17 protein-coding genes and 1 pseudogene are annotated in these 20,496 nt (G+C 60.7%); 6 read left to right on the top strand and 12 right to left on the bottom strand.

From position 1 onward, the window contains the following. Positions 1-11: 11 nt before the first annotated feature. From QME24_RS19510 to QME24_RS19465, 10 genes and pseudogenes are all read right to left on the bottom strand, one after another. Positions 12-1,355, bottom strand: coding sequence for an MFS transporter (locus QME24_RS19510; protein ID WP_029885554.1), 1,344 nt, complete (start codon positions 1,353-1,355; stop codon positions 12-14). 70 nt (positions 1,356-1,425) lie between these two features. Then, positions 1,426-2,304, bottom strand: a complete 879-nt coding sequence (locus QME24_RS19505; protein ID WP_182337207.1) for an SMP-30/gluconolactonase/LRE family protein — start codon at positions 2,302-2,304, stop codon at positions 1,426-1,428. Positions 2,305-2,373: 69 nt separating this feature from the next. After that, positions 2,374-3,306: a 3-keto-5-aminohexanoate cleavage protein gene (locus QME24_RS19500; protein WP_281690966.1), complete on the bottom strand. Its 933-nt coding sequence runs from the start codon at positions 3,304-3,306 to the stop codon at positions 2,374-2,376. 53 nt (positions 3,307-3,359) lie between these two features. Further along, positions 3,360-4,148, bottom strand: coding sequence for an SDR family oxidoreductase (locus tag QME24_RS19495; protein ID WP_182337208.1), 789 nt, complete (start codon positions 4,146-4,148; stop codon positions 3,360-3,362). Further along, on the bottom strand, positions 4,145-4,861 hold the full coding sequence (locus tag QME24_RS19490; RefSeq protein ID WP_029885550.1) for a GntR family transcriptional regulator: 717 nt from the start codon (positions 4,859-4,861) through the stop codon (positions 4,145-4,147). The genes QME24_RS19495 and QME24_RS19490 overlap by 4 nt, the downstream gene beginning before the upstream one ends. A 297-nt stretch (positions 4,862-5,158) precedes the next feature. Next, positions 5,159-5,269: a hypothetical protein gene (locus tag QME24_RS19485; RefSeq protein WP_256217110.1), complete on the bottom strand. Its 111-nt coding sequence runs from the start codon at positions 5,267-5,269 to the stop codon at positions 5,159-5,161. Next, positions 5,227-5,858 (bottom strand): annotated as a pseudogene (locus tag QME24_RS19480) (SDR family NAD(P)-dependent oxidoreductase). The gene QME24_RS19485 and the pseudogene QME24_RS19480 overlap by 43 nt, the downstream one beginning before the upstream one ends. A 63-nt stretch (positions 5,859-5,921) precedes the next feature. Further along, positions 5,922-6,128, bottom strand: a complete 207-nt coding sequence (locus tag QME24_RS19475; protein ID WP_082414745.1) for a zinc-binding dehydrogenase — start codon at positions 6,126-6,128, stop codon at positions 5,922-5,924. Between the two features lie 185 nt (positions 6,129-6,313). Beyond that, positions 6,314-7,564, bottom strand: coding sequence for a ribonucleotide-diphosphate reductase subunit beta (locus tag QME24_RS19470; protein WP_029885549.1), 1,251 nt, complete (start codon positions 7,562-7,564; stop codon positions 6,314-6,316). 649 nt (positions 7,565-8,213) lie between these two features. Then, the gene (locus QME24_RS19465) at positions 8,214-11,093 is read right to left on the bottom strand and encodes a ribonucleoside-diphosphate reductase subunit alpha (RefSeq protein ID WP_281690965.1); all 2,880 of its coding nucleotides are present in this window, start codon (positions 11,091-11,093) and stop codon (positions 8,214-8,216) included. A 747-nt stretch (positions 11,094-11,840) separates the two neighbouring features. On the opposite strand from QME24_RS19465, the gene QME24_RS19460 reads away from it, so the two are divergent. Together QME24_RS19460 and QME24_RS19455 are read left to right on the top strand one after the other, a co-directional pair. Then, a complete protein-coding gene (locus QME24_RS19460; RefSeq protein ID WP_009682568.1) occupies positions 11,841-12,539 on the top strand; it encodes a response regulator in 699 nt (232 codons plus the stop codon). After that, the gene (locus tag QME24_RS19455; RefSeq protein ID WP_235768007.1) at positions 12,536-14,143 is read left to right on the top strand and encodes an ATP-binding protein; all 1,608 of its coding nucleotides are present in this window, start codon (positions 12,536-12,538) and stop codon (positions 14,141-14,143) included. The genes QME24_RS19460 and QME24_RS19455 overlap by 4 nt, the downstream gene beginning before the upstream one ends. Before the next feature lie 3 nt (positions 14,144-14,146). Here the strand turns inward: QME24_RS19455 and QME24_RS19450 are convergent, their stop codons facing one another. Both QME24_RS19450 and QME24_RS19445 read right to left on the bottom strand, forming a co-directional pair. After that, positions 14,147-14,848, bottom strand: coding sequence for a 4'-phosphopantetheinyl transferase superfamily protein (locus QME24_RS19450; RefSeq protein WP_232892526.1), 702 nt, complete (start codon positions 14,846-14,848; stop codon positions 14,147-14,149). 157 nt (positions 14,849-15,005) lie between these two features. After that, complete coding sequence (locus QME24_RS19445) at positions 15,006-15,797, bottom strand: dienelactone hydrolase family protein (protein WP_054905937.1); 792 nt, start codon at positions 15,795-15,797, stop codon at positions 15,006-15,008. Between the two features lie 129 nt (positions 15,798-15,926). Between QME24_RS19445 and QME24_RS19440 the strand changes: the two genes are divergently transcribed. The 4 genes from QME24_RS19440 to QME24_RS19425 all read left to right on the top strand — a co-directional run bounded on the left by QME24_RS19440 (position 15,927) and on the right by QME24_RS19425 (position 20,320). Continuing rightward, entirely contained in the window at positions 15,927-16,532 is a 606-nt protein-coding gene (locus QME24_RS19440; RefSeq protein WP_192440756.1) for an outer membrane beta-barrel protein, read from the top strand. A gap of 149 nt (positions 16,533-16,681) precedes the next feature. After that, positions 16,682-17,359 (top strand): response regulator, encoded by a 678-nt coding sequence (locus QME24_RS19435; protein WP_054905938.1) that lies wholly within the window; start codon positions 16,682-16,684, stop codon positions 17,357-17,359. Further along, complete coding sequence (locus QME24_RS19430; protein ID WP_235768006.1) at positions 17,356-18,702, top strand: ATP-binding protein; 1,347 nt, start codon at positions 17,356-17,358, stop codon at positions 18,700-18,702. The genes QME24_RS19435 and QME24_RS19430 overlap by 4 nt, the downstream gene beginning before the upstream one ends. Before the next feature lie 295 nt (positions 18,703-18,997). Continuing rightward, the gene (locus QME24_RS19425; protein WP_054905940.1) at positions 18,998-20,320 is read left to right on the top strand and encodes a dicarboxylate/amino acid:cation symporter; all 1,323 of its coding nucleotides are present in this window, start codon (positions 18,998-19,000) and stop codon (positions 20,318-20,320) included. Positions 20,321-20,496 lie beyond the last annotated feature (176 nt).

Genomic DNA, 20,496 nt, shown 5'->3' with positions numbered 1-20,496 from the left:
TAAAGTGGACTTCAGAGCGCGGTTGGCAGGCGGTCACCTGCCAAATTTTCCGCTCGGATATTTGAGTGCGTGAACAGCTGCAGAGCCGCGCCAGTCAAGGCGCAGCCGGCCATTACCAAAAAGCAGGTGATATAGCCGGAAAGGTTCGTCCAGCCGCCGCCGATTGTGATCAACCAACCCATCAATATAGGGGCGATGCCACCGCCGATGAACATGGCGGTGGTAATGATGCCGTTGGCAGTCGATGTAGCCGACGGTTGCGCGGAGTCTGAAGCCACGGCGTAATAGATCGGCCATACAGCATTGGCCACCAATCCAAACAACAGCTGTACCACGATCATGAGGGTCATGGTCTCGGTGAAATAGAAGGCACCTACGCTTGTCGCCATCCATATGCCACATATGATCAGTGTGACTTTGCGGCCGATCATGTCTGACAATGATGGCCACACCAGCTGGCCGATAATGCCGGTCACGGTAAACACCACGCTCATGCCAGCTGATTGCGCCAGGGACAGACCTGCAATGTTGTACAGGTATGCCGGCAGCACGATATTGACCCCCATGTACACCACTTGGGTAAGCATGGTGTTACCTGCCGTGAGCGCGATGTTGCGATTGCGCAGGCTAGCTTTGAGAGTTTTCCAGGCTTGCCCCTTCATGACCTGGGCGCTTGAAGAGACATCCGGCGGCGTCATGTTTTTTGCAGCCATGTCGACGTAAAGACGGGTGATACGCTCTGATGTCGAATAGCGTGACCAGAACAGCATCAACGGTACGGCAACAAAAAAAGCAGCGAAGAAAACATATCGCCAGTTTTCCTCACCAAAGGTTGTCAAAACGAAACTCGCTACAATCCCGCTGAGCAGCGCTCCGATAGGGTAGCCGGTGTGGTGAGCACCTAGGGCAAAGCCACGGCGTTCTATTGGCCACCATTCGGCGGTGTTGCTCACCCCTACCGGTTCTCCCCAACCGGCACCGAGATTTACGCCCACGCGCAGGGCGACAAATGTGGTGAGACTATGGGTGAGCGCCTTGAAACCGGAAAGAAAGGAGATCGCGGTGTAGCCAAGTACTAGGGGAACCTGGAATCGGGCTCGCTTCCAGCCGCCACCGTAGCGATCGCTCCACATCGCACCGGGAATATCCAAAACTGCGAGTGCAAGCATGATAATTGTGGCGATCGTGCCCCAGTCATCAGGCGAGAGCTCGAAATGTTTAGAGATTGTGGGCCCCAAACGCAGAATGATCTCGCGATCATAGGCGTTGAGGATCCAGATCAGCCAGCAGACCAACAACGACACCCATGAATAGCGGTGAATGTTACGCAGCGATGCTTTCTTTTCGGTAGGCATGATGATTCACCAGGCCCCGGTACGGAGCCTTGTCAGACCAGAAATATTCGAACGATTTTGGAGCGCAGTCTTAGCTTCCGAATCGTCGTTCCGGAACGCCCCGAACGCCCAAGTCATGGAGCGCGAACAATGCGCCGCGTAATTGACCATCAGCGGGGAAGCGTGGAAGAGGAGGGCGGGCCATTGAGGTCACGAATAATACATCCAGATTCGGCCCACCAAACATCACGCTAGTAACCTTCTTAACCGGCATATCGATAATGCGGTCGACATCACCACAAGGGGTGTAGCGAACCAGTTTTCCGGCGTACACCAGCGCTTGCCATAGGCATCCCTCTACGTCCACGGTGGCGCCGTCGGCTGCCCCGCCTTGGGACGTGTCAATATGATGAGAGATACGGCGGTTGCTCGCCGTGCCGGTAGCTATATCGTAGTCGTAGACCCATTGCTCGCCGGTCCAGGTGTCTGTGAAATACAACAAGTCTCCATTCGGACTCCAGCATGGGCCGTTGGAGCAGATGATTCCTTCGTCGATGACGTGGACTGAAAGATCGGGATCGAGCCGATATAGCTTGCCTGTCGCCAATTCTTCTCGAGTGTCCATCGAGCCGAACAGGAAACGCCCCTGCCTGTCGACCTTCCCATCGTTGAGCCGGTTGTGGGGGAGGTGGGGCTCAGGATCAATTATCAACGAAAGATCGCCCGTCAACATATCCAGATCGTGCAGGCCATTTTGCAACGCCACCAGCGCATGATCACCCTGCTTGCGCAGCGTCATCGAGCCGATTTTCTGGCCGACGTCCCAAGCACGCAATTCTCGACCGTCTTCAGTGGAGCGAAAAACGCGCCCATCAAAGCTGTCGACCCAGTAGAGCCGTTGTTGCTCGACGTCCCACAAGGGACCTTCGCCGAGCGTAGTTTTCACATCGGCGACGATCTCGATACGCATGATATTTCCCTCTTTTATTGTTTTACGGGAAGAGATGACCTTTCGTTTTCCTTACGTCATCTGAGGCAATCAGAAGTCGACGTTGTTGCGCCCCTTCAGTCCAAGGATTTCGCGAGCCTCGTCCGGCGACGCAACGCGTCCTCCCAAGGCTTCGACGACTGTGCGAATACGTCGAACCTGATCGGCATTTGATACCGCCAGTTTGCCGGGACCGTCCCAAAGAGAGTCTTCCAGCCCGACACGCGCATTCCCGCCCATCGCTAAACCCATGGTTGCAAGGGGGATCTGATTGCGCCCGGCACCGAGGATCGACCAGATATAGGTATCGCCAAACAATCGGTCAGCGGTCCGGCGCATCTGCATGAGATCTTCCGGGTGACCGCCTATGCCACCTCGCAAGCCAAAGACCGATTGAATAAAGATTGGTTTTTTTAACAAACCCCGGTCGAGAAAATGCGCTGCCGTGTAGAGATGGCCGATGTCGTAGCACTCGATCTCAAAGCGGGTGCGATTTTCCCCGCACGACTCCAGGATGTAGGCGATGTCGCGGAAGGTGTTACGAAAGACCCGATCATCACTCTCTTCCAGATAAGGGCGCTCCCAATCGTGCTGGAACTCCTTGAAGCGATGGAGCATTTCGTACAAACCAAAATTCATGGAACCCATGTTGAGAGATGCAAGCTCGGGCTTGAGCTGCAGTGCCGGTTGCAGCCGCTCCTCAACACCCATGGTCGGCGCTCCACCAGTGGTGAGATTGATGACTACGTCACTTTCACGCTTGATTCGTGGCAGGAACTGCCGGAACAACTCAGGATCCTGCACCGGACGTCCGTCTTTTGGATCTCGTGCATGCAGGTGGACTATCGCTGCGCCTGCCTCTGCTGCCCCGAGTGCGGCATCCCCGATCTGCTCAGGTGTCACCGGCAGGTACGGAGACATGGAGGGCGTATGGATCGCGCCGGTAACAGCGCAGGTAATAATGATGGGATTAGGCTTGGCCATGATGGGTTTCCTTTGACTTATTTTTGTGGAAACAGCGATGTAGGGGTAAAGGGTCAGAGATATTCGACGTTGCCGTCCACGCTGATCGCCTGGCCGGTCACGTTTCGAGCGGCTGGAGAGCAGAGGAACAGCGCCATGGCCGCGACATCCTCTGCAGTGACCATGCGTTTCAGCGAAATCTTCTTTAAGTATTCCTGGCGCATTTGCGGCTCGGGGACACCCTGTTGTTCTGCACGGGCGCGAATCACGCCGTCCATACGAGGGCCTTCGACGATTCCGGGCAGGATCGCGTTCACGCGTATATCGTCTTCACCCAACTCGGCAGCCAGGGATTTCATCATCCCGACAATGGCCCATTTGGTGGCGGCATAAGGTGTCCGCCATGCATAGCCCAGGCGTCCCGCGACTGATGCGATTTGGATCAGGTGGCCATGGGAAGACTCGCGCAACAGGGGAACAGCATGGTGAGCGAAGCGGTATTGTCCCGTAAGGTTAATCTCTACTGTGCGCTGCCAGTCTTCGTCGCTAATGCGGTCAACACCTGCAGTTGGCCCTGCAATACCAGCGTTGTTGATCAGCACATCTAGGCCACCGAAGCGTCCACGCTGGACGGCAAAAACTTCTGCGACCTGGGCAGCATCAGCCACGTCTGCCCGCGTGGCCGTAGCTTCGGGGTGGCGATCCAGGAAAGCCGCGATGGCTTCTTGGCTTACATCACAAACGTGAACTTGGGCCCCCGCCTCGATGTAGGCTGCGGCGATGATTTCGCCGATACCGGCTGCACCGCCTGAGATCAGTACGCGAAGATGTGGGTAAGGGGTGAGTCTTTCTATAACGCTCATGCGCGTTTACCTCCTGATTTCTTGTTGTTTTCAAGTACGGAGAGCAAGCGACCGAGTGAGTCAGCTGCTTGCATGATGTCGTCGGTAACCGCAGCGCGAGCTGCGGCGGGATCATATGCCTGAAGAGCTGCGACAATCCGTGTGTGCGCTTCCATCGAACGGCTGAGATGGGATTTGTCAGGTGCAACCAAAGCGAAGCAAGGGCCCATGTGCAGCCAGAAGTTTTCGACCGCTGCAACGGTCAGTCCGGCGCGAGCGACGGCGTAGATGCGGCGGTGGAAGGCGAAGTTCGTCCACAGATAACGAGGCACATCAGCGGTATCTGCTGCCTCCTTCATCTCTGCGTAAATACGATGAATGTCGTCGAGATCTTCGCGTTGTAGGTAAGTGATGCACTTTTCAGCAAGCAGACCCTCAAGGGCTACTCGGGCATCACGGATTTCCCGCAAACGCTCGACTGTCATGACTGGCACGCGTAGGCGGGCTGTGCCGGATACTTCGAAGGCGTTCTCGGCAGTGAGCCGGCTCAAGGCTTCACGTACTGGCATTGGACTGGAACCCAGGGCCTCTGCGAGGCCGCGAATTGTCAGCTTCTGTCCAGGTTCAAACCGACCGCTCATCAGCGCCTCACGTAGCTGGCGGTAGACCTGTTCTTGCAGGGTTTCCCGTGAAACCTGGCGCAACACCGGTAAAGCAATCGGGGCGTCGGTCATGATGATCAGTCCTATTGTGTTTTGTGAGATGAAATATGTGATCACAAAAATGCAATGTCAAGTGTTGATTTCAAACCAACTGGCGCTGGGATAAAGTGCAATGAGCTTTAGAGTCTGCGATCGGGCGCGAAGCGATGGGATAGACCGTTGGAGAAACCTGGTAAGGGCCGGGCAGGCGCAAGCCATTTGGGTGTGGATGTCCCTACCCGCTTTTTACACAGTCCTAAGGTGGCAAGACGCAGCGAGGCGCTTGGCTATCGCGCCTGGGTGCATCTCGACCCTTATTATTTGATCGGCTTAACGCATCAGCCAGCCACCTGCGACATCGATCACTTGGCCCGTAACAAATGCGCTGTCCGGGGCACTCAGGTAGCACGCAGCATCCGCGACTTCCCATGGTTGTCCCAGCCTTCGAAGCGGCGTATCTGCGATGACGGCGTCAGTTGCCGAAGCCGAAACAGTCCTAAGAAGGGGGGCTCGATGCGACCTGGTGCTAGTGCATTCGCTGTGATCCCGTATTCGCCGAGTTCGCCAGCCAGGTGCCGTGTCAATCCGATAATGGCTGCTTTCGTCGCGCTGTAGTGCGCTGCCACAATTGGTAAGAAGGCGCTGCCGGCCACGGAGGACATGCTGATAATGCGGCCAAAGCGGCGCTCAACCATCGATACAGACAGGAGACGTGACAGGTTGAACGCACCGTTGAGATTGACGTTCACAACCCTTTGCCATTCCGTAGAAGTCATTTGCCATATTGGGGCCGGTTTACCATCATGCTTGGGAGATATTCCAGCATTATCGATCAAGGTATCAATTGGTCCGATCGCCTCAGACAGGCGTGCACATGCCTTCTCACACTGGCCGAAATCGCCTACGTCTGCGGAATGCCAAGCAACATTGTATCCTTGAGCCTTAAGTGCTTTCCTTGCTCCTCTAAAGCTTTCGGATCGAGATCGAGCAGCGCCACACTGGCACCTTCCTCACAGTACCGCCTCGCTATAGCCGCTCCAATCCCGCCTGCAGCGCCTGAGATCAGTACAGCTACCTTTGTGTCTGCCCGGGATCATGGGGCTATCTCCAAAATTATCTTGCCAATGTGTTTGCTGCTCTCCATTAACTGGTGGGCTTGGGAAGCCTGAGCCAATGGGAAAGTTGAATGAAGGATGGGTAGGCAACGCCCTTCGCCCAGTAGTGGCCAGACTTGGGCCCGCGACCCTGATTGTCTTGATGCAGGTCGGTCAGGAGGGCGATGTGGACGAGCTTCTGGCAAAAATCCGGGATGAAATCAGAGCGCTGAAGCGGGTAGGGGTTTAGCCGTTCTTCGGCTTATACGAAAAAGCCACCTTGGCCCTTGCGGCTCAGGTGGCTTTTTTCATTTCATGCGCTTATTTGGTGCGAGAATTCGGAAAATTTGAAATTTGTTCGGTTTTCGCTGAAAAATAAGGGCCCGGACGATCAATCCCAGCTCAACGCCCCACCAGTCTGATACTCAATCACCCGCGTCTCAAAGAAGTTCTTCTCCTTCTTCAAGTCCATGATCTCGCTCATCCACGGGAACGGGTTGGTAGTCCCCGGGTACTCTTCCTTCAGACCAATCTGGGTCAAACGACGGTTGGCGATGAACTTGAGGTAGTCCTCCATCATCGCTGCGTTCATGCCCAGTACGCCGCGTGGCATGGTGTCGCGGGCGTATTCGATCTCCAGCTGGGTCCCTTGCAGGATCATCTGGGTCGCTTCTTCCTTCATCGCCGCATCCCACAGGTGCGGGTTCTCGATCTTGATCTGGTTGATCACGTCGATACCGAAGTTCAGGTGCATCGACTCGTCACGCAGGATGTACTGGAACTGCTCGGCAACGCCGGTCATCTTGTTGCGGCGGCCCATGGACAGGATCTGGGTGAAGCCGCAGTAGAAGAAGATGCCTTCCAGTACGCAGTAGTAGGCGATCAGGTTGCGCAGCAGCTCCTTGTCGGTTTCGACGGTGCCGGTGTTGAACTCCGGGTCGGAAATGGCGCGGGTGTACTTCAGGCCCCAGGCGGCTTTCTTCGCGACCGACGGGATCTCGTGGTACATGTTGAAGATCTCGCCTTCATCCATGCCCAGCGACTCGATGCAGTACTGGTAGGCGTGGGTATGGATCGCCTCCTCGAAGGCCTGGCGCAGAATGTACTGGCGGCACTCGGGGTTGGTGATCAGGCGGTACACGGCCAGGGCCAGGTTGTTGGCAACCAGCGAGTCGGCGGTGGAGAAGAAGCCCAGGTTGCGCATGACGATGCGGCGCTCGTCTTCGGTCAGGCCGTCCTGGCTCTTCCACAGGGCGATGTCGGCGGTCATGTTGACCTCTTGCGGCATCCAGTGGTTAGCGCAGCCGTCCAGGTACTTCTGCCAGGCCCAGTCGTACTTGAACGGTACCAGCTGGTTCAGGTCGGCGCGGCAGTTGATCATGCGCTTTTCATCAACCGCAACACGGGCCGAGGAGCCTTCCAGTTCGGCCAGGCCTTCGGCAACGTCGAGGGCGTCGAGGGCTGCCTTGGCACGTTTGACCGCGTCGGAGTCAGCAGCGGTGGCCGCACGGGCTTCCAGGGCGGCGGCACCGCCGGCGCTGTCGAGCTTGTCGAGGGTGGCGGCGGCAGCGGCCTGCGCAGGGTTGTTGCCTTTGGCGGCTACTTCGCCGTCTTCTTTGTCGAATTCGTCCCAGCTCAGCATGGTTTGGCTCCTGCTTGAGGGTTGCCCTGGGGCAACCGCTTGGATTTAAAGAATGTGATGCCTGACGCAAGGCCGTAACGGCGAATGGACAGCTCGAGAGGCTGACTCTCGTTTACATCTGAATGTGTTCTGGCTTGTACCTGGCCAGGCCTCGGGGAGGGGCCAGGACAATTGAATGGTGCTCTTTTCAGAGGGGGCGAAGTATATCGGATTTCGCCTTGGATCGGGGCGCGTCTCTTGCGGGCGAGGGTAACTTTTTCGACCGGAAATGCGTGCGTCCGTTCACCGGGTTTGTGTGGCTCGCTATGGGAAGGGAGTGTAGCGGCAAAACGCGGATGGCACTACATGTTGTGGCTTTTTATTTTTAAGGCACATTATGTGGTGTTGTCGCGATTTTTGTGGGAGCGGCCTTGTGTCGCGAACGGGCCGCAAAGCGGCCCCGCGAATCATGCGGCGAAGCTGCAATCTTGGGGGCGCTTCGCACCTCAATCGCGACACAGGGCCGCTCCCACAGTGACCGCGTTTTGTGAGAAGTCCTGTTCTTTTGCCGAGCCGCGTGAGCGCTGGTCAAAGGGCAAGGTTTCTCCGGGGTGCAGATACAAAAATGCCGCGCGGGGCACCCAAGGGCACCCCGTGCGGCATTCAGGCCTTACTGGCAGGCTTCGCAGTCTGGCTCGTCGATCGCGCAGGCCTTCGGCACTGGCGCTGGGCCTGCTGCCTGGACCGGGGCGCTGTCGCCACCGCTGGAAACGGCATTGAGCTTGCCGGTGTTGATGGTCGACTTCTCGGTGCTGGTCGCGGCCAGGGCACGGAGGTAGTAGGTGGTTTTCAGGCCACGGTACCAGGCCATGCGGTAGGTCACGTCCAGCTTCTTGCCCGAGGCGCCGGCAATGTACAGGTTCAGCGATTGCGCCTGGTCGATCCACTTCTGACGACGCGAGGCCGCATCGACAATCCACTTGGTTTCGACTTCGAACGCGGTGGCGTACAGGTCTTTGAGCTCTTGCGGAATACGCTCGATCTGCTGCACCGAACCGTCGTAGTACTTCAGGTCGTTGATCATGACCGAGTCCCACAGGCCGCGGGCTTTCAGGTCGCGCACCAGGTACGGGTTGATCACGGTGAATTCGCCCGACAGGTTGGATTTCACGTACAGATTCTGGTAAGTCGGCTCGATCGACTGCGACACGCCGGTGATGTTGGCAATGGTTGCAGTTGGCGCGATGGCCATGATGTTCGAGTTACGGATACCTTTCTTGACGCGCTCGCGCACCGGGGCCCAGTCCAGCGACTCTTCCAGGTTGACGTCGATGTACTTCTGGCCACGGGCCTCGATCAGGATCTGTTGCGAATCCAGTGGCAGGATGCCCTTGGACCACAGCGAGCCCTGGAAGGTCTCGTAGGCGCCACGCTCGTCGGCCAGGTCGCACGAAGCCTGGATGGCGAAGTAGCTGACCGCTTCCATCGACTTGTCGGCGAACTCGACAGCCGCGTCGGAGCCGTACGGGATGTGCTGCAGGTACAGCGCATCCTGGAAGCCCATGATGCCCAGGCCGACCGGGCGGTGCTTGAAGTTCGAGTTACGCGCTTGCGGCACCGAGTAGTAGTTGATGTCGATCACGTTGTCGAGCATGCGCACGGCGGTGTTCACGGTGCGTTGCAGCTTGGCGGTGTCCAGCTTGCCATCATTGATGTGGTTCGGCAGGTTGATCGAGCCCAGGTTGCAGACCGCGATCTCGTCCTTGTTGGTGTTCAGGGTGATCTCGGTGCACAGGTTCGAGCTGTGGACCACGCCCACGTGCTGCTGCGGCGAACGCAGGTTGCACGGGTCCTTGAAGGTCAGCCATGGGTGGCCGGTCTCGAACAGCATCGACAGCATCTTGCGCCACAGGTCTTTGGCCTGGATGGTCTTGAACACCTTGATCTTGTTGTACTCGGTCAGGGCTTCGTAATACTCGTAGCGCTCTTCGAAGGCCTTGCCGGTCAGGTCGTGCAGGTCGGGCACTTCCGATGGCGAGAACAGGGTCCACTTGCCGTCATCGAAGACACGCTTCATGAACAGGTCAGGGATCCAGTTGGCGGTGTTCATGTCGTGGGTACGACGGCGGTCATCACCGGTGTTCTTGCGCAGCTCGATGAATTCTTCGATGTCCAGGTGCCAGGTTTCCAGGTAGGCACACACGGCGCCTTTGCGCTTGCCACCCTGGTTCACGGCAACGGCCGTGTCGTTGACCACTTTCAGGAACGGCACCACGCCCTGGGACTTGCCATTGGTGCCCTTGATGTACGAGCCCAGTGCACGGACCGGGGTCCAGTCGTTGCCCAGGCCACCGGCGAATTTCGACAGCATGGCGTTGTCGTGGATCGCGTGGTAGATGCCCGACAGGTCGTCTGGCACGGTGGTCAGGTAGCAGCTGGACAGCTGCGGGCGCAGGGTACCGGCGTTGAACAGGGTCGGGGTCGAGGCCATGTAGTCGAACGACGACAACAGGTTGTAGAACTCGATCGCACGAGCTTCCTTGTCTTTCTCTTCCAGCGCCAGGCCCATGGCCACACGCATGAAGAACACCTGGGGCAGCTCGAAGCGCACGCCGTCCTTGTGGATGAAGTAGCGGTCGTACAGGGTTTGCAGGCCCAGGTAGGTGAACTGCTGGTCGCGCTCGTGGTCGATGGCCTTGCCCAGACGCTCCAGGTCGTAGCCTTTCAGGGCAGGGTCCAGCAGCTCGAATTCGACGCCTTTCTCGACATAGGCCGGCAGCGCCTTGGCGTACAGGTCGGCCATTTCGTGGTGGGTGGCGCTTTCGGCGACGTTCAGGAAGCCCAGGCCTTCGGCGCGCAGGGTGTCCATCAGCAGGCGGGCAGTGACGAACGAGTAGTTCGGCTCGCGCTCTACCAGGGTACGGGCAGTCATCACCAGGGCGGTGTTGACGTCCTTGATGGCTACGCCGTCGTAGAGGTTCTTCAGGGTTTCGCGCTGGATCAGGTCGCCATCGACTTCGGCCAGGCCTTCGCAGGCTTCGCTGATGATGGTGTTCAGGCGGGCCATGTCCAGTGGTGCCAGGCTGTCGTCGGCCAAGGTAATACGGATGCTCGGGTGTGGCTCGACCACGGCGTCGTTGTTGGCGCGGGTCGCACGCTCCTTGGCACGCTGGTCGCGGTAGATCACGTAGTCGCGGGCGACTTTCTGCTCGCCGGCGCGCATCAGGGCCAGCTCGACCTGGTCCTGGATTTCTTCGATGTGGATGGTGCCACCCGATGGCATGCGACGCTTGAACGTGGCGGTAACCTGCTCGGTCAGGCGCGCGACGGTGTCGTGGATGCGCGACGAGGCGGCGGCGGTGCCGCCTTCAACTGCGAGGAACGCCTTGGTGATGGCAACGGTGATCTTGTCGTCGGTGTACGGGACGACAGTGCCGTTACGCTTGATCACGCGCAGTTGGCCAGGGGCGGTAGCAGCCAGATCCTGCTGGGAATCTGCGGCCTGCGGCACCTTGGCCTGCGGGTTCTCGCGAGTTGTGTCGGTTTGCATGGGTGGGTGTCTCCACAGTTTCTATATTGTACAGGCGCCTTTTGAGCGCCCACCGTTCCGTCCACTTGCTCGATAACCTCACGGGGATGCGCACTGCATGCACACCCGCCCGCGCGGGCGTACCGACTTCGGGACAGACTCAGGAATAAGGGGCAATGGCTTGCCGCTCCCTGGCCGAAGTCAAAGGTTCTGGGCTGGGCCCAAAAACTGTTGCTGATGAGTGCCAGGCTGGCCTGCAACACCCATGCCCGAACAAGGCCCTGGGTGGGCTTGCCTCGGTCGCCTCCGCAGGAGCGGTTTGGCTGCTGAAATCACTTGAAGTTCCAACCCGAAGATCGTTTGATCTAGCGGGTTGACTTTTGTGTGTGATTTTGCACGAACCCCTATATCTAGTGGTTCGCTGCGATCGGGATACAAGATAATGCGGTATTGGGGTGTTTGCAAGGCGAGCGTCTGTGGATAACGTGTGGGTACTTTGTGGGTGAAAGGTGAGTATTCGCTGTAGGCCTTGTGCCAAGTGGTTTGCAGTATTTTTCGGCCGTTCGCCGCCCCGTCGCAGTTTTTGCGGGCGCGCACCCTACCACAAAAAACGCTCGAGCCAAGGGGGGCAGGTGCGTGGCTGTTGCGGGTTGCTGCCTGTCAGATCGAGCACCGTGCTGGCCCCGCTCGATTTCATGGACAGCAAAGATCTACAGTCATACGCTCAAAGGCCAAGATTGCGATCCAGAGAATAAAAAGGCCAAAGCCATGGACCAGACCCAACCCCGCATTCTGATCGTCGAGGACGACCCGCGCCTGGCCGAGCTGACCGCCGAATACCTGCAGGCCAACGGCTTCGAGGTCGCGGTCGAGGGCGATGGCGCGCGTGCCGTGCGTCGGATCGTCGACAGCCAACCTGATCTGGTCATTCTCGACCTGATGCTGCCGGGCGAGGACGGCTTGAGCATCTGCCGCCGGGCGCGCAACCAGTACCCTGGGCCGATCCTGATGCTCACCGCACGCAGCGACGAACTCGACCAGATCCACGGGTTGGACCTGGGCGCCGACGACTATGTCTGCAAGCCGGTGCGCCCGCGCCTGCTGTTGGCGCGTATCCAGGCCTTGCTGCGCCGTAGCGAAGCCCTGGACAGCAAGCGCCAGGACCTGGCGTTCGGTGCCCTGCACATCGACAACCGGCTGCGCGAGGCGCGCCTGGGTGAGCAACTGATCGAACTGACCGGCGCCGAATTCGACTTGCTCTGGCTGCTGGCCAGCAATGCCGGGCGGGTGCTTAGCCGCGAACAGATCTTCACTGCGCTGCGTGGTGTTGGCTACGACGGCCAGGACCGTTCCATCGACATCCGCATTTCCAGGATCCGCCCCAAGATCGGCGATGACCCGCTGCAGCCGCGGCTGATCAAGACCCTGCGCAGCAAGGGCTACCTGTTCGTCGGCGAGGCGCCATGAACAATTCGATTTTCCTGCGCATCTATGGCGGCATGCTGGCGGTGCTGGTACTGGTGGCGCTGCTGGGCGTGCTCAGCCTGCACCTGGTCAACGAGGTGCTCGCCGCCCAGCACCGTGAGCGCCTGGCGCAAGGCACCTTCAGCCTGATGGCGGACAACCTGGCGGTGCAGAACGCAACCGAACGCAAGCGCTCGCTGTTGATCTGGGAGCGCCTGCTCGGCGTGCCACTGGCGCTGCAGCCGATGAGCGCCCGCCGGCTTGATGGCACCCAGCGTGCGCGCCTGGCCCGTGGCCTGGTGGTGGTGGAAAAAACCGGCCCGCATGCGGCACAGGTGCTGCGCAAGGTTGGCCAGGAAGACCTGATGCTGGTGGCGCAGATCAACCAGATCAGCGAGCAGTTGGCACGCGCGACGCTTTATCTGCTGGCCGATGAGCTGGTGCGCTACCCGGTCACCGAACAACAGCAGCGCCTGGCCCAGTTGACGCAGGAAAAAGGCTTCGGCTTTGGCGTTGCATTGCAACGGATCGAGCGCGTCAGCCTGGACGATGACCAGCGGCACAGGGTCGAGGAGGGCGACACGGTGATGGCGCTGGGCAAGGATGGCGATTCGATCCGGGTGTTCGCCGGGTTGACCGGCTCGCCCTGGGTGCTGGAGATCGGCCCGCTGTACCAGCTCAACCCGTATCCGCCGCAGTTGCTGGTCCTGATCGCGTTTCTGGGCCTGTGCCTGATCGGTCTGGTGGTCTACTTGCTGGTCCGCCAGTTGGAGCGCCGCGTGTCGGGCCTGGAAGTTGCCGCCACACGCATCGCCCAGGGCAGCCTGGACACGCGCGTACCGGCTGGCGACACCGACTCGGTAGGGCGCCTGGCCGCTGCATTCAATGGCATGGCCGAGCACTTGCAGCGTTCGCTGACCATGCAGCGTGAGCTGGTGCGCGCGGTATCCCACGAGTTGCGCACGCCGGTGGCGCGCCTGCGCTTTGGCCTGGAGATGATCGAAAGTGCCAGCACCGAGCAGGCGCGCGCCAAGCACCTGGCTGGCATGGACGGCGACATCCAGGACCTCGACAAGCTGGTCGACGAAATGCTCACTTACGCGCGCCTGGAGCAAGGCGCGCCGGCCTTGCAGTTCCAGCGCATTGACATCGATGCCTTGCTCGACCGGGTGATCGACGAGTTGGCGCCGCTGCGTGCCGATGTGCGCGTCGAGCGGGGTGAGTGCCAGGGGGCCGATGCCGATGGCGCCTGGGTCGAGGCGGAGCCGCGCTACCTGCACCGGGCGCTGCAGAACCTGGTCGGCAATGCCATGCGCCACGCCGAGTCGCAGGTACGCCTGAGCTACCAGCTGGGGCAGCAACGCTGCCGCATCGATGTGGAAGACGATGGCCCAGGGATCCCGGAGGGGGTATGGGACCGCATTTTCACGCCGTTCACCCGACTGGACGACAGCCGCACCCGCGCCTCGGGCGGGCATGGCCTGGGCCTTTCGATTGTGCGGCGGATCATCTACTGGCATGCCGGGCGAGCCACGGTAGGGCGCAGTGCGACGTTGGGGGGCGCCTGCTTCAGCCTGAACTGGCCGCGCCAGCAGGCACCGCTGTAGGCGTCAGACGCTCACCAGGCTAAGCAGATGGCCGTTTTGCAGGCTGAACTGGCCGTGCAGCTCTGCCCCGCGTTGCCACTGTGGCGACAGGTCGGTGAGCAGGCGCAGGCGCGCCAGCCCCTCGCCAGACCAGTCGAGCACTTCGGCGTGCTCGAAGTAGAAACGCTGGCGGGTCAGGGGGTAGAGGGTCTTGAACAGGCTTTCCTTCAGCGAGAAGGTCAGGGTGACCGTCAGCTCAAGCTGAGCGCGGTCCAGGCGCTCCAGCTCGGCCGGGGTGAGAATTTCGCCCATCAAGCGCTCGGCGCGTTCGTCATCGAGCAGGGCTTCCTGATCCAGGCCCAGGCCCTGGCAGCTGTGGGCGCCAGCGACCGCCGCGGCGGCCCAGCCTTGGCCATGGGTGATCGAGCCATGAATGCCGGCGGGCCAGATGGGCGAGCGGTCGTCATGGGTGCCAGGCACGTAGTTGCGACCGTCCAGGCGCTGCAGCGCGGCCCGTGCGCATGCACGGCCGGCCAGGTACTCGGCCTGGCGCTTGGGCACCGAGCGCAGCAGGCTGGCGCTTGGCACTACCCCCGCGCGCTGGAAGTCGTCGGCCCCCAGCTGGGCGGGGTCGAAGGCGCAACTGACCAGCACCGCACCGGGTAATGGGCGGGGCAGGGGCCAGTGGTACTGAAGTGGGGCGCAGCAGGCGGGGAGCGTGTTCATGGCGGCTATTGTGCCAGCCGCGGCGACGGTGTGGGAGATGCAATAGCCGAGGCTGCCGTGCAGCCCATCGCCTGCAAGCCTGCAGGCCCGAAGATCTATGCCGTGCCTGTGGAAGCTGGCTTGCCGACGATGGGCCGCAAAGCGGGCCGTACAATCGCTATTTGAATACTTTCTTGAAAAACGCCTGCATATCCGCCCAGGAGCTTTCATCCGCGGCCTTGTTATAACCAATGTCCGGCCCGCCATGCTCGCCATGGCTCAAGCGGTCTGCATCCGGGTTGGTGAAGCCGTGCTTGGCCCCTTCGATGCTGACGAACTGATAGTTCACCTTGGCCGCCTCCATCTCGGCCTTGAAAGCCTCGACCTGTTGCGGCGTGACCATGCTGTCGGCCGCGCCGTGCTCGACCAGGATATCCGCGCGTACCACGCCCGGTTTGGCCGGGGTAGCGGTAGCCAGTGCGCCATGGAAGCTCACTACGCCGTCGAGTTTCTCGCCACGGCGCGCAGCATCCAGCACCACCTTGCCGCCGAAGCAGTAGCCGACCGCACCCAGCTCGTGCTTGTTGGTGTTCGGTTGCAGTTTCAGCAGCTCAAGGCCCGCATCGAAGCGCCTGGCTGCGGCGGCAGGGTCTTTCAGTGCGGCCGCCATGAACGCCTGGGCATCCTGCGGGTGCTCGGTGTGCTTGCCGTCGCCGTACATGTCGATGGCCAGGGCGTTATAGCCCAGCGCTGCCAGGTCACGGGCGCGGCGCTTGGCATAATCGTTCAGCCCCCACCATTCATGCACCACGACAATGCCTGGGCGCTTGCCCTCGACGGCGTCGTCGTATGCGTAGTAGCCGACCAGCCGGTTGCCGTCGGCGTCCTGGTAAGGAATTTCGCGGGTTTGTACTGCCGCTTGGGCAAGGGCAGCGCTGCACATCAGGGTCAGGGCCAGCAGGACACGCATGGGTACTACTCCTTGTTCGGCAATCGGGTCGTTCAGCCGAGGTTCAGTCAGGGTTCAGTCGCGGTTCAGGGTGCCCTGCTTACTCTAGCTTCCAGACCGAAACAACGCACCCAACTGGAGTAACCTGCCATGAAAACCTTCAATAGCCTGCTTGCCGCCATGGCCGTCTGCGCCGCTGGCCTCACCACCGCTCAGGCTGCCGATGACAACTTCGCCAGCTTCACCTACGGCCAGACCAGCGACAAGGTTCGCAAGTCCGGCCTGTTGCAGCGCAACACCGACAACCTCAACACCGACGGCATCATCGGCAAGGATGACACCTGGGGTGTGCGTGTGGGCAAGATCAACGACCAAGGCCGTTACTACATGACCTATGACAACGTCTCGGGCGATCACAGCGGCCTGAAACTGCGTCAGGAAAACCTGCTGGGCAGTTATGACCTGTTCCTGCCGGTGGGCGATACCACCAAACTGTTTGGCGGTGGCAGCCTGGGCATGACCAAGCTCACCCAGGACTCGCCAGGCGCCCGCCGCGATACCGACTACGGTTATGCCTACGGGCTGCAGGCCGGGGTGATCCAGGACATCACCGACAAGGCTTCGGTCGAGCTGGGCTACCGTTACCTGCGCACCAATGCGGCAACCGAGGTGGGCGCGCATGGCGGGCCGAAGGATGGCACCCTGCGCCTGAGCAGCAGTGCGCAGACTTACCTGGCGGCCTCCTACAAGTTCTGACGGCCTGCCGGGTTATCCTGTACCGGCCTCTTCGCGGCTGAAGCCGCTGCCACAGGGATCGCACAGTCCAGCAAACCTGTGTGCTCCCTGTGAGAGCGGCTTTAGCCGCGAAGAGGCCGGTACAGGCAATAGATGAAAAGGAGCTGCATATGAAACTGCTGGTGGTCGAGGACGAAGCCCTGCTTCGCCATCACCTCTACACCCGCCTGGGCGAAAGCGGCCACGTGGTCGAGGCGGTCGCCGATGCCGAGGAGGCGCTGTACCAGGCCGGGCAGTACCACTTCGACCTGGCCATCATCGACCTGGGCTTGCCCGGTATCAGTGGCCTGGAGCTGATCACGCGCCTGCGCAGCCAGGACAAGACCTTCCCCATCCTCATCCTCACGGCCCGTGGCAACTGGCAGGACAAGGTCGAAGGCCTGGCCGCAGGCGCCGACGACTACCTGGTCAAACCCTTCCAGTTCGAAGAGCTCGAAGCCCGCCTGAATGCGCTGCTGCGCCGCTCCAGCGGCTTCACCCAGTCGACCATCGCTGCCGGCCCGCTGGTGCTCGACCTCAACCGCAAGCAGGCCAGCCTCGATGCGCAGGCGTTGGCGCTCACGGCTTATGAGTACCGCATCCTCGAATACCTCATGCGCCATCATCAGCAAGTGGTGGCCAAGGACCGCCTGATGGAGCAACTGTACCCAGGCGATGAGGAGCGTGACCCGAATGTCATCGAAGTGCTGGTCGGCCGCCTGCGCCGCAAGCTGGAAGGCGAGCAGGGGTTCAAACCCATCGATACCGTACGTGGCCTGGGCTACCTGTTCACCGAGCGCTGCCGATGATTCGTTCCCTGCGCGTGCGCCTGATGCTGGCCGCCGCCGTGCTGGCGCTGCTGTTCATGCTGGGGTTGCTGCCCGCGTTGCAGAAGGCGTTCAGCCTGGCCCTGCAGGAGTCGATCGAGCAGCGCCTGGCCTCGGACGTGACCACGCTGATATCGGCCGCGCGCATCGAAGGCGGCCACTTGCAGATGCCCGAACTGCTGCCGGACGAGCGTTACAACCTGCCGTACACCGGCCTGCTCGGGTATATCTTCGACCGCGATGGCCAGCTGGTCTGGCAGTCGCGCGCCACCGCCGACCGGCACATCAACTACCTGCCGCGCTATGACGGGCGCGGCAACGAATTTGCACGCATCCACCAGGCCGATGGTGAAGAGTTCTTTGTCTACGACGTCGAGATCAAGCTGCTGGGTGGCCAGAGCGCAGCCTACAGCATTGTCGCCCTGCAGCCGGTGAGCGAGTACAAGGCCACCCTCGACGGCCTGCGCGAAAAGCTCTACCTGGGCTTCGGCGCCGCCTTGCTGGCGCTGCTGGTGTTGCTGTGGGCCGGCTTGACCTGGGGCTTGCGCTCGCTGCGCCGGCTCAGCCACGAACTGGATGAGGTGGAAGCAGGGGCGCGCGATGGTCTGAGCGGCGAGCACCCCCGCGAGCTGCTGCGCCTGACCCGCTCGCTCAACCGTTTGCTGCGCAGTGAACGCGAGCAGCGTACGCGCTACCGGGATTCGCTGGACGACCTAGCACACAGCCTGAAAACCCCGCTGGCGGTGTTGCAGGGGGTGGGCGAAAGCCTGCAGCAGCGCAGTGGCGAACGCGAACAGGCGCGGGTGCTGCAAAGCCAGATCGAACGCATGAGCCAGCAGATCGACTACCAGCTGCAGCGGGCCAGCCTGCGCAAGAGCGGCCTGGTGCGCCACAGTGTGCCGCTACGGCCTGTGCTCGACAGCCTGTGCAGCACGTTGGCCAAGGTATACCGGGACAAACGCGTGGAGGTGCAACGGGTGTTACCCGGGGCGGCCCAGGTGCCGATGGAGCAGGGCGCCTTGCTGGAGATGCTCGGCAACCTGCTGGAAAACGCCTATCGGCTGAGCCTTGGCCAAGTGCGCGTAAGCCTTGAGCAAGTGCCAGGGCGCCTGAGCTTGTGCATCGAAGACGACGGGCCGGGCGTACCGGTCGACCAGCGCGAGCGCATCCTCGAGCGCGGTGAGCGGCTGGACAGCCAGCACCCGGGGCAGGGCATCGGTCTGGCGGTGGTCAAGGATATCGTCGACAGCTATGACGCCGTGCTCAGCCTGGGGGACTCACCACTGGGTGGGGCTGCGTTCAGGATTACCTTCAACCTCGATTGATTCGGCCCGGGTGGGCGGATTCCCGCCAACATGCCTGTACAAAACCCGCCACCGGGCGGAAATCCGCCAGCTTTCCTCACCTTTATCGCCCCGTCGTTGGGCATTAATCCTTGGTACACAAGGCATTTGCACCCTTGCTGGGCACTTTGGCACCACCCTTGCTATTGATCTACGCAGAGGCCTGCCCAGGCAGCTCGAACACAACGACAAATCCCTCCAGGTGCAGGAGGGTTAGCGATTCAGGTGCCCCATCACCCTGGGAAGGGTGAGCCGGCACACTTGAGGAAAATTAGCCATGACGACACGTCAGCCGCTTTACAAATCCCTGTATGTCCAGGTGTTGGTCGCCATCACCATCGGCATCCTGCTCGGCCACTTCTACCCGGAAACGGGCGTCGCGCTCAAACCCTTCGGTGACGGTTTCGTCAAACTGATCAAGATGGTCATCGCCCCGATCATCTTCTGTACCGTGGTCAGCGGCATCGCCGGCATGCAGAGCATGAAGTCGGTCGGCAAGACTGGCGGCTACGCGCTGCTGTACTTTGAAATCGTCTCCACCATCGCCTTGATCATTGGCCTCATCGTCGTCAACGTGGTCAAGCCAGGCGCTGGCATGCACATCGACGTCAGCACCCTGAACGCCAGCAGTGTGGCTGCCTATGCCGCCGCCGGCGCGCAGCAGACCACGGTCGGCTTCCTGCTCAACGTCATCCCCAACACCGTGGTCGGTGCATTCGCCAACGGCGATATCCTGCAAGTGCTGATGTTCTCGGTCCTGTTCGGCTTCGCCCTGCACCGCCTGGGTAGCTACGGCAAGCCGCTGCTGGACATGATCGACCGCTTCGCCCATGTCATGTTCAACATCATCAACATGATCATGAAGCTGGCCCCGCTTGGCGCCTTCGGTGCCATGGCCTTCACCATCGGCCAGTACGGCGTGGGTTCGCTGGTGCAACTGGGCTACCTGATGGCCTGCTTCTACATCACCTGCCTGTTGTTCGTGTTGGTGGTGCTGGGCGGTATCTGCCGCGCCCACGGCTTCAGCGTGCTGAAACTGATCCGCTACATCCGTGAAGAGCTGATGATCGTACTGGGCACCTCCTCGTCGGAATCGGCCCTGCCGCGCATGCTGGCCAAGATGGAACGCCTGGGTGCCAAGAAGTCCGTGGTTGGCCTGGTGATCCCGACCGGTTACTCGTTCAACCTCGACGGCACCTCGATCTACCTGACCATGGCAGCGGTCTTCATTGCCCAGGCCACCGACACCACCATGGACATCACCCACCAGATCACCTTGCTGTTGGTGCTGCTGGTGGCTTCCAAGGGTGCTGCCGGCGTCACCGGCTCGGGCTTCATCGTGCTGGCTGCCACCCTGTCGGCGGTGGGCCACCTGCCGGTTGCCGGCCTGGCGCTGATCCTCGGTATTGACCGCTTCATGTCCGAAGCCCGCGCCCTGACCAACCTGGTCGGCAACGCCGTTGCCACCGTGGTCGTGGCCAAGTGGGTCAAGGAAATGGACAACGACAAGCTGGCCTCGGAGCTGGCGTCCGGCGGTACACCGCTGGTTGATACCCGCCCAACCGACGACCTGGGTGTAGCTGAAGGCCCAGCTCGTTGATAGCGGCTTGAAATGCAAAAAGGCGACCTCGGGTCGCCTTTTTCATGCCTGCACGGTCCTTGTAGGAGCGGGCTTGCCCGCGAAGCAGGCGACGCGGTGTCTGGCACCGGCTGCGCCGGTGTTCGCGGGCAAGCCCGCTCCTACAATGTGAACTGCGCCCCTGACGTTGGACAAAA

The organism is Pseudomonas sp. PARCl1 (assembly GCF_947311875.1).
Lineage (GTDB): Bacteria > Pseudomonadota > Gammaproteobacteria > Pseudomonadales > Pseudomonadaceae > Aquipseudomonas > Aquipseudomonas juntendi.
The sequence above is the reverse complement of the archived record's forward strand: the minus strand, read 5'-3'. Positions and strand labels throughout refer to the sequence as shown.

What these genes read in the sequence shown, in the direction of transcription:
- QME24_RS19465 (WP_281690965.1), bottom strand. Translation starts at nt 11,093, where the DNA reads ATGCAAACCGACACAACTCGCGAGAACCCGCAGGCCAAGGTGCCGCAG.
- QME24_RS19435 (WP_054905938.1), top strand. Translation starts at nt 16,682, where the DNA reads ATGAAACTGCTGGTGGTCGAGGACGAAGCCCTGCTTCGCCATCACCTC.
- QME24_RS19445 (WP_054905937.1), bottom strand. Translation starts at nt 15,797, where the DNA reads ATGCGTGTCCTGCTGGCCCTGACCCTGATGTGCAGCGCTGCCCTTGCC.
- QME24_RS19450 (WP_232892526.1), bottom strand. Translation starts at nt 14,848, where the DNA reads ATGAACACGCTCCCCGCCTGCTGCGCCCCACTTCAGTACCACTGGCCC.
- QME24_RS19505 (WP_182337207.1), bottom strand. Translation starts at nt 2,304, where the DNA reads ATGCGTATCGAGATCGTCGCCGATGTGAAAACTACGCTCGGCGAAGGT.
- QME24_RS19495 (WP_182337208.1), bottom strand. Translation starts at nt 4,148, where the DNA reads ATGAGCGTTATAGAAAGACTCACCCCTTACCCACATCTTCGCGTACTG.
- QME24_RS19425 (WP_054905940.1), top strand. Translation starts at nt 18,998, where the DNA reads ATGACGACACGTCAGCCGCTTTACAAATCCCTGTATGTCCAGGTGTTG.
- QME24_RS19460 (WP_009682568.1), top strand. Translation starts at nt 11,841, where the DNA reads ATGGACCAGACCCAACCCCGCATTCTGATCGTCGAGGACGACCCGCGC.
- QME24_RS19430 (WP_235768006.1), top strand. Translation starts at nt 17,356, where the DNA reads ATGATTCGTTCCCTGCGCGTGCGCCTGATGCTGGCCGCCGCCGTGCTG.
- QME24_RS19500 (WP_281690966.1), bottom strand. Translation starts at nt 3,306, where the DNA reads ATGGCCAAGCCTAATCCCATCATTATTACCTGCGCTGTTACCGGCGCG.
- QME24_RS19470 (WP_029885549.1), bottom strand. Translation starts at nt 7,564, where the DNA reads ATGCTGAGCTGGGACGAATTCGACAAAGAAGACGGCGAAGTAGCCGCC.
- QME24_RS19510 (WP_029885554.1), bottom strand. Translation starts at nt 1,355, where the DNA reads ATGCCTACCGAAAAGAAAGCATCGCTGCGTAACATTCACCGCTATTCA.
- QME24_RS19440 (WP_192440756.1), top strand. Translation starts at nt 15,927, where the DNA reads ATGAAAACCTTCAATAGCCTGCTTGCCGCCATGGCCGTCTGCGCCGCT.
- QME24_RS19455 (WP_235768007.1), top strand. Translation starts at nt 12,536, where the DNA reads ATGAACAATTCGATTTTCCTGCGCATCTATGGCGGCATGCTGGCGGTG.
- QME24_RS19490 (WP_029885550.1), bottom strand. Translation starts at nt 4,861, where the DNA reads ATGACCGACGCCCCGATTGCTTTACCGGTGTTGCGCCAGGTTTCACGG.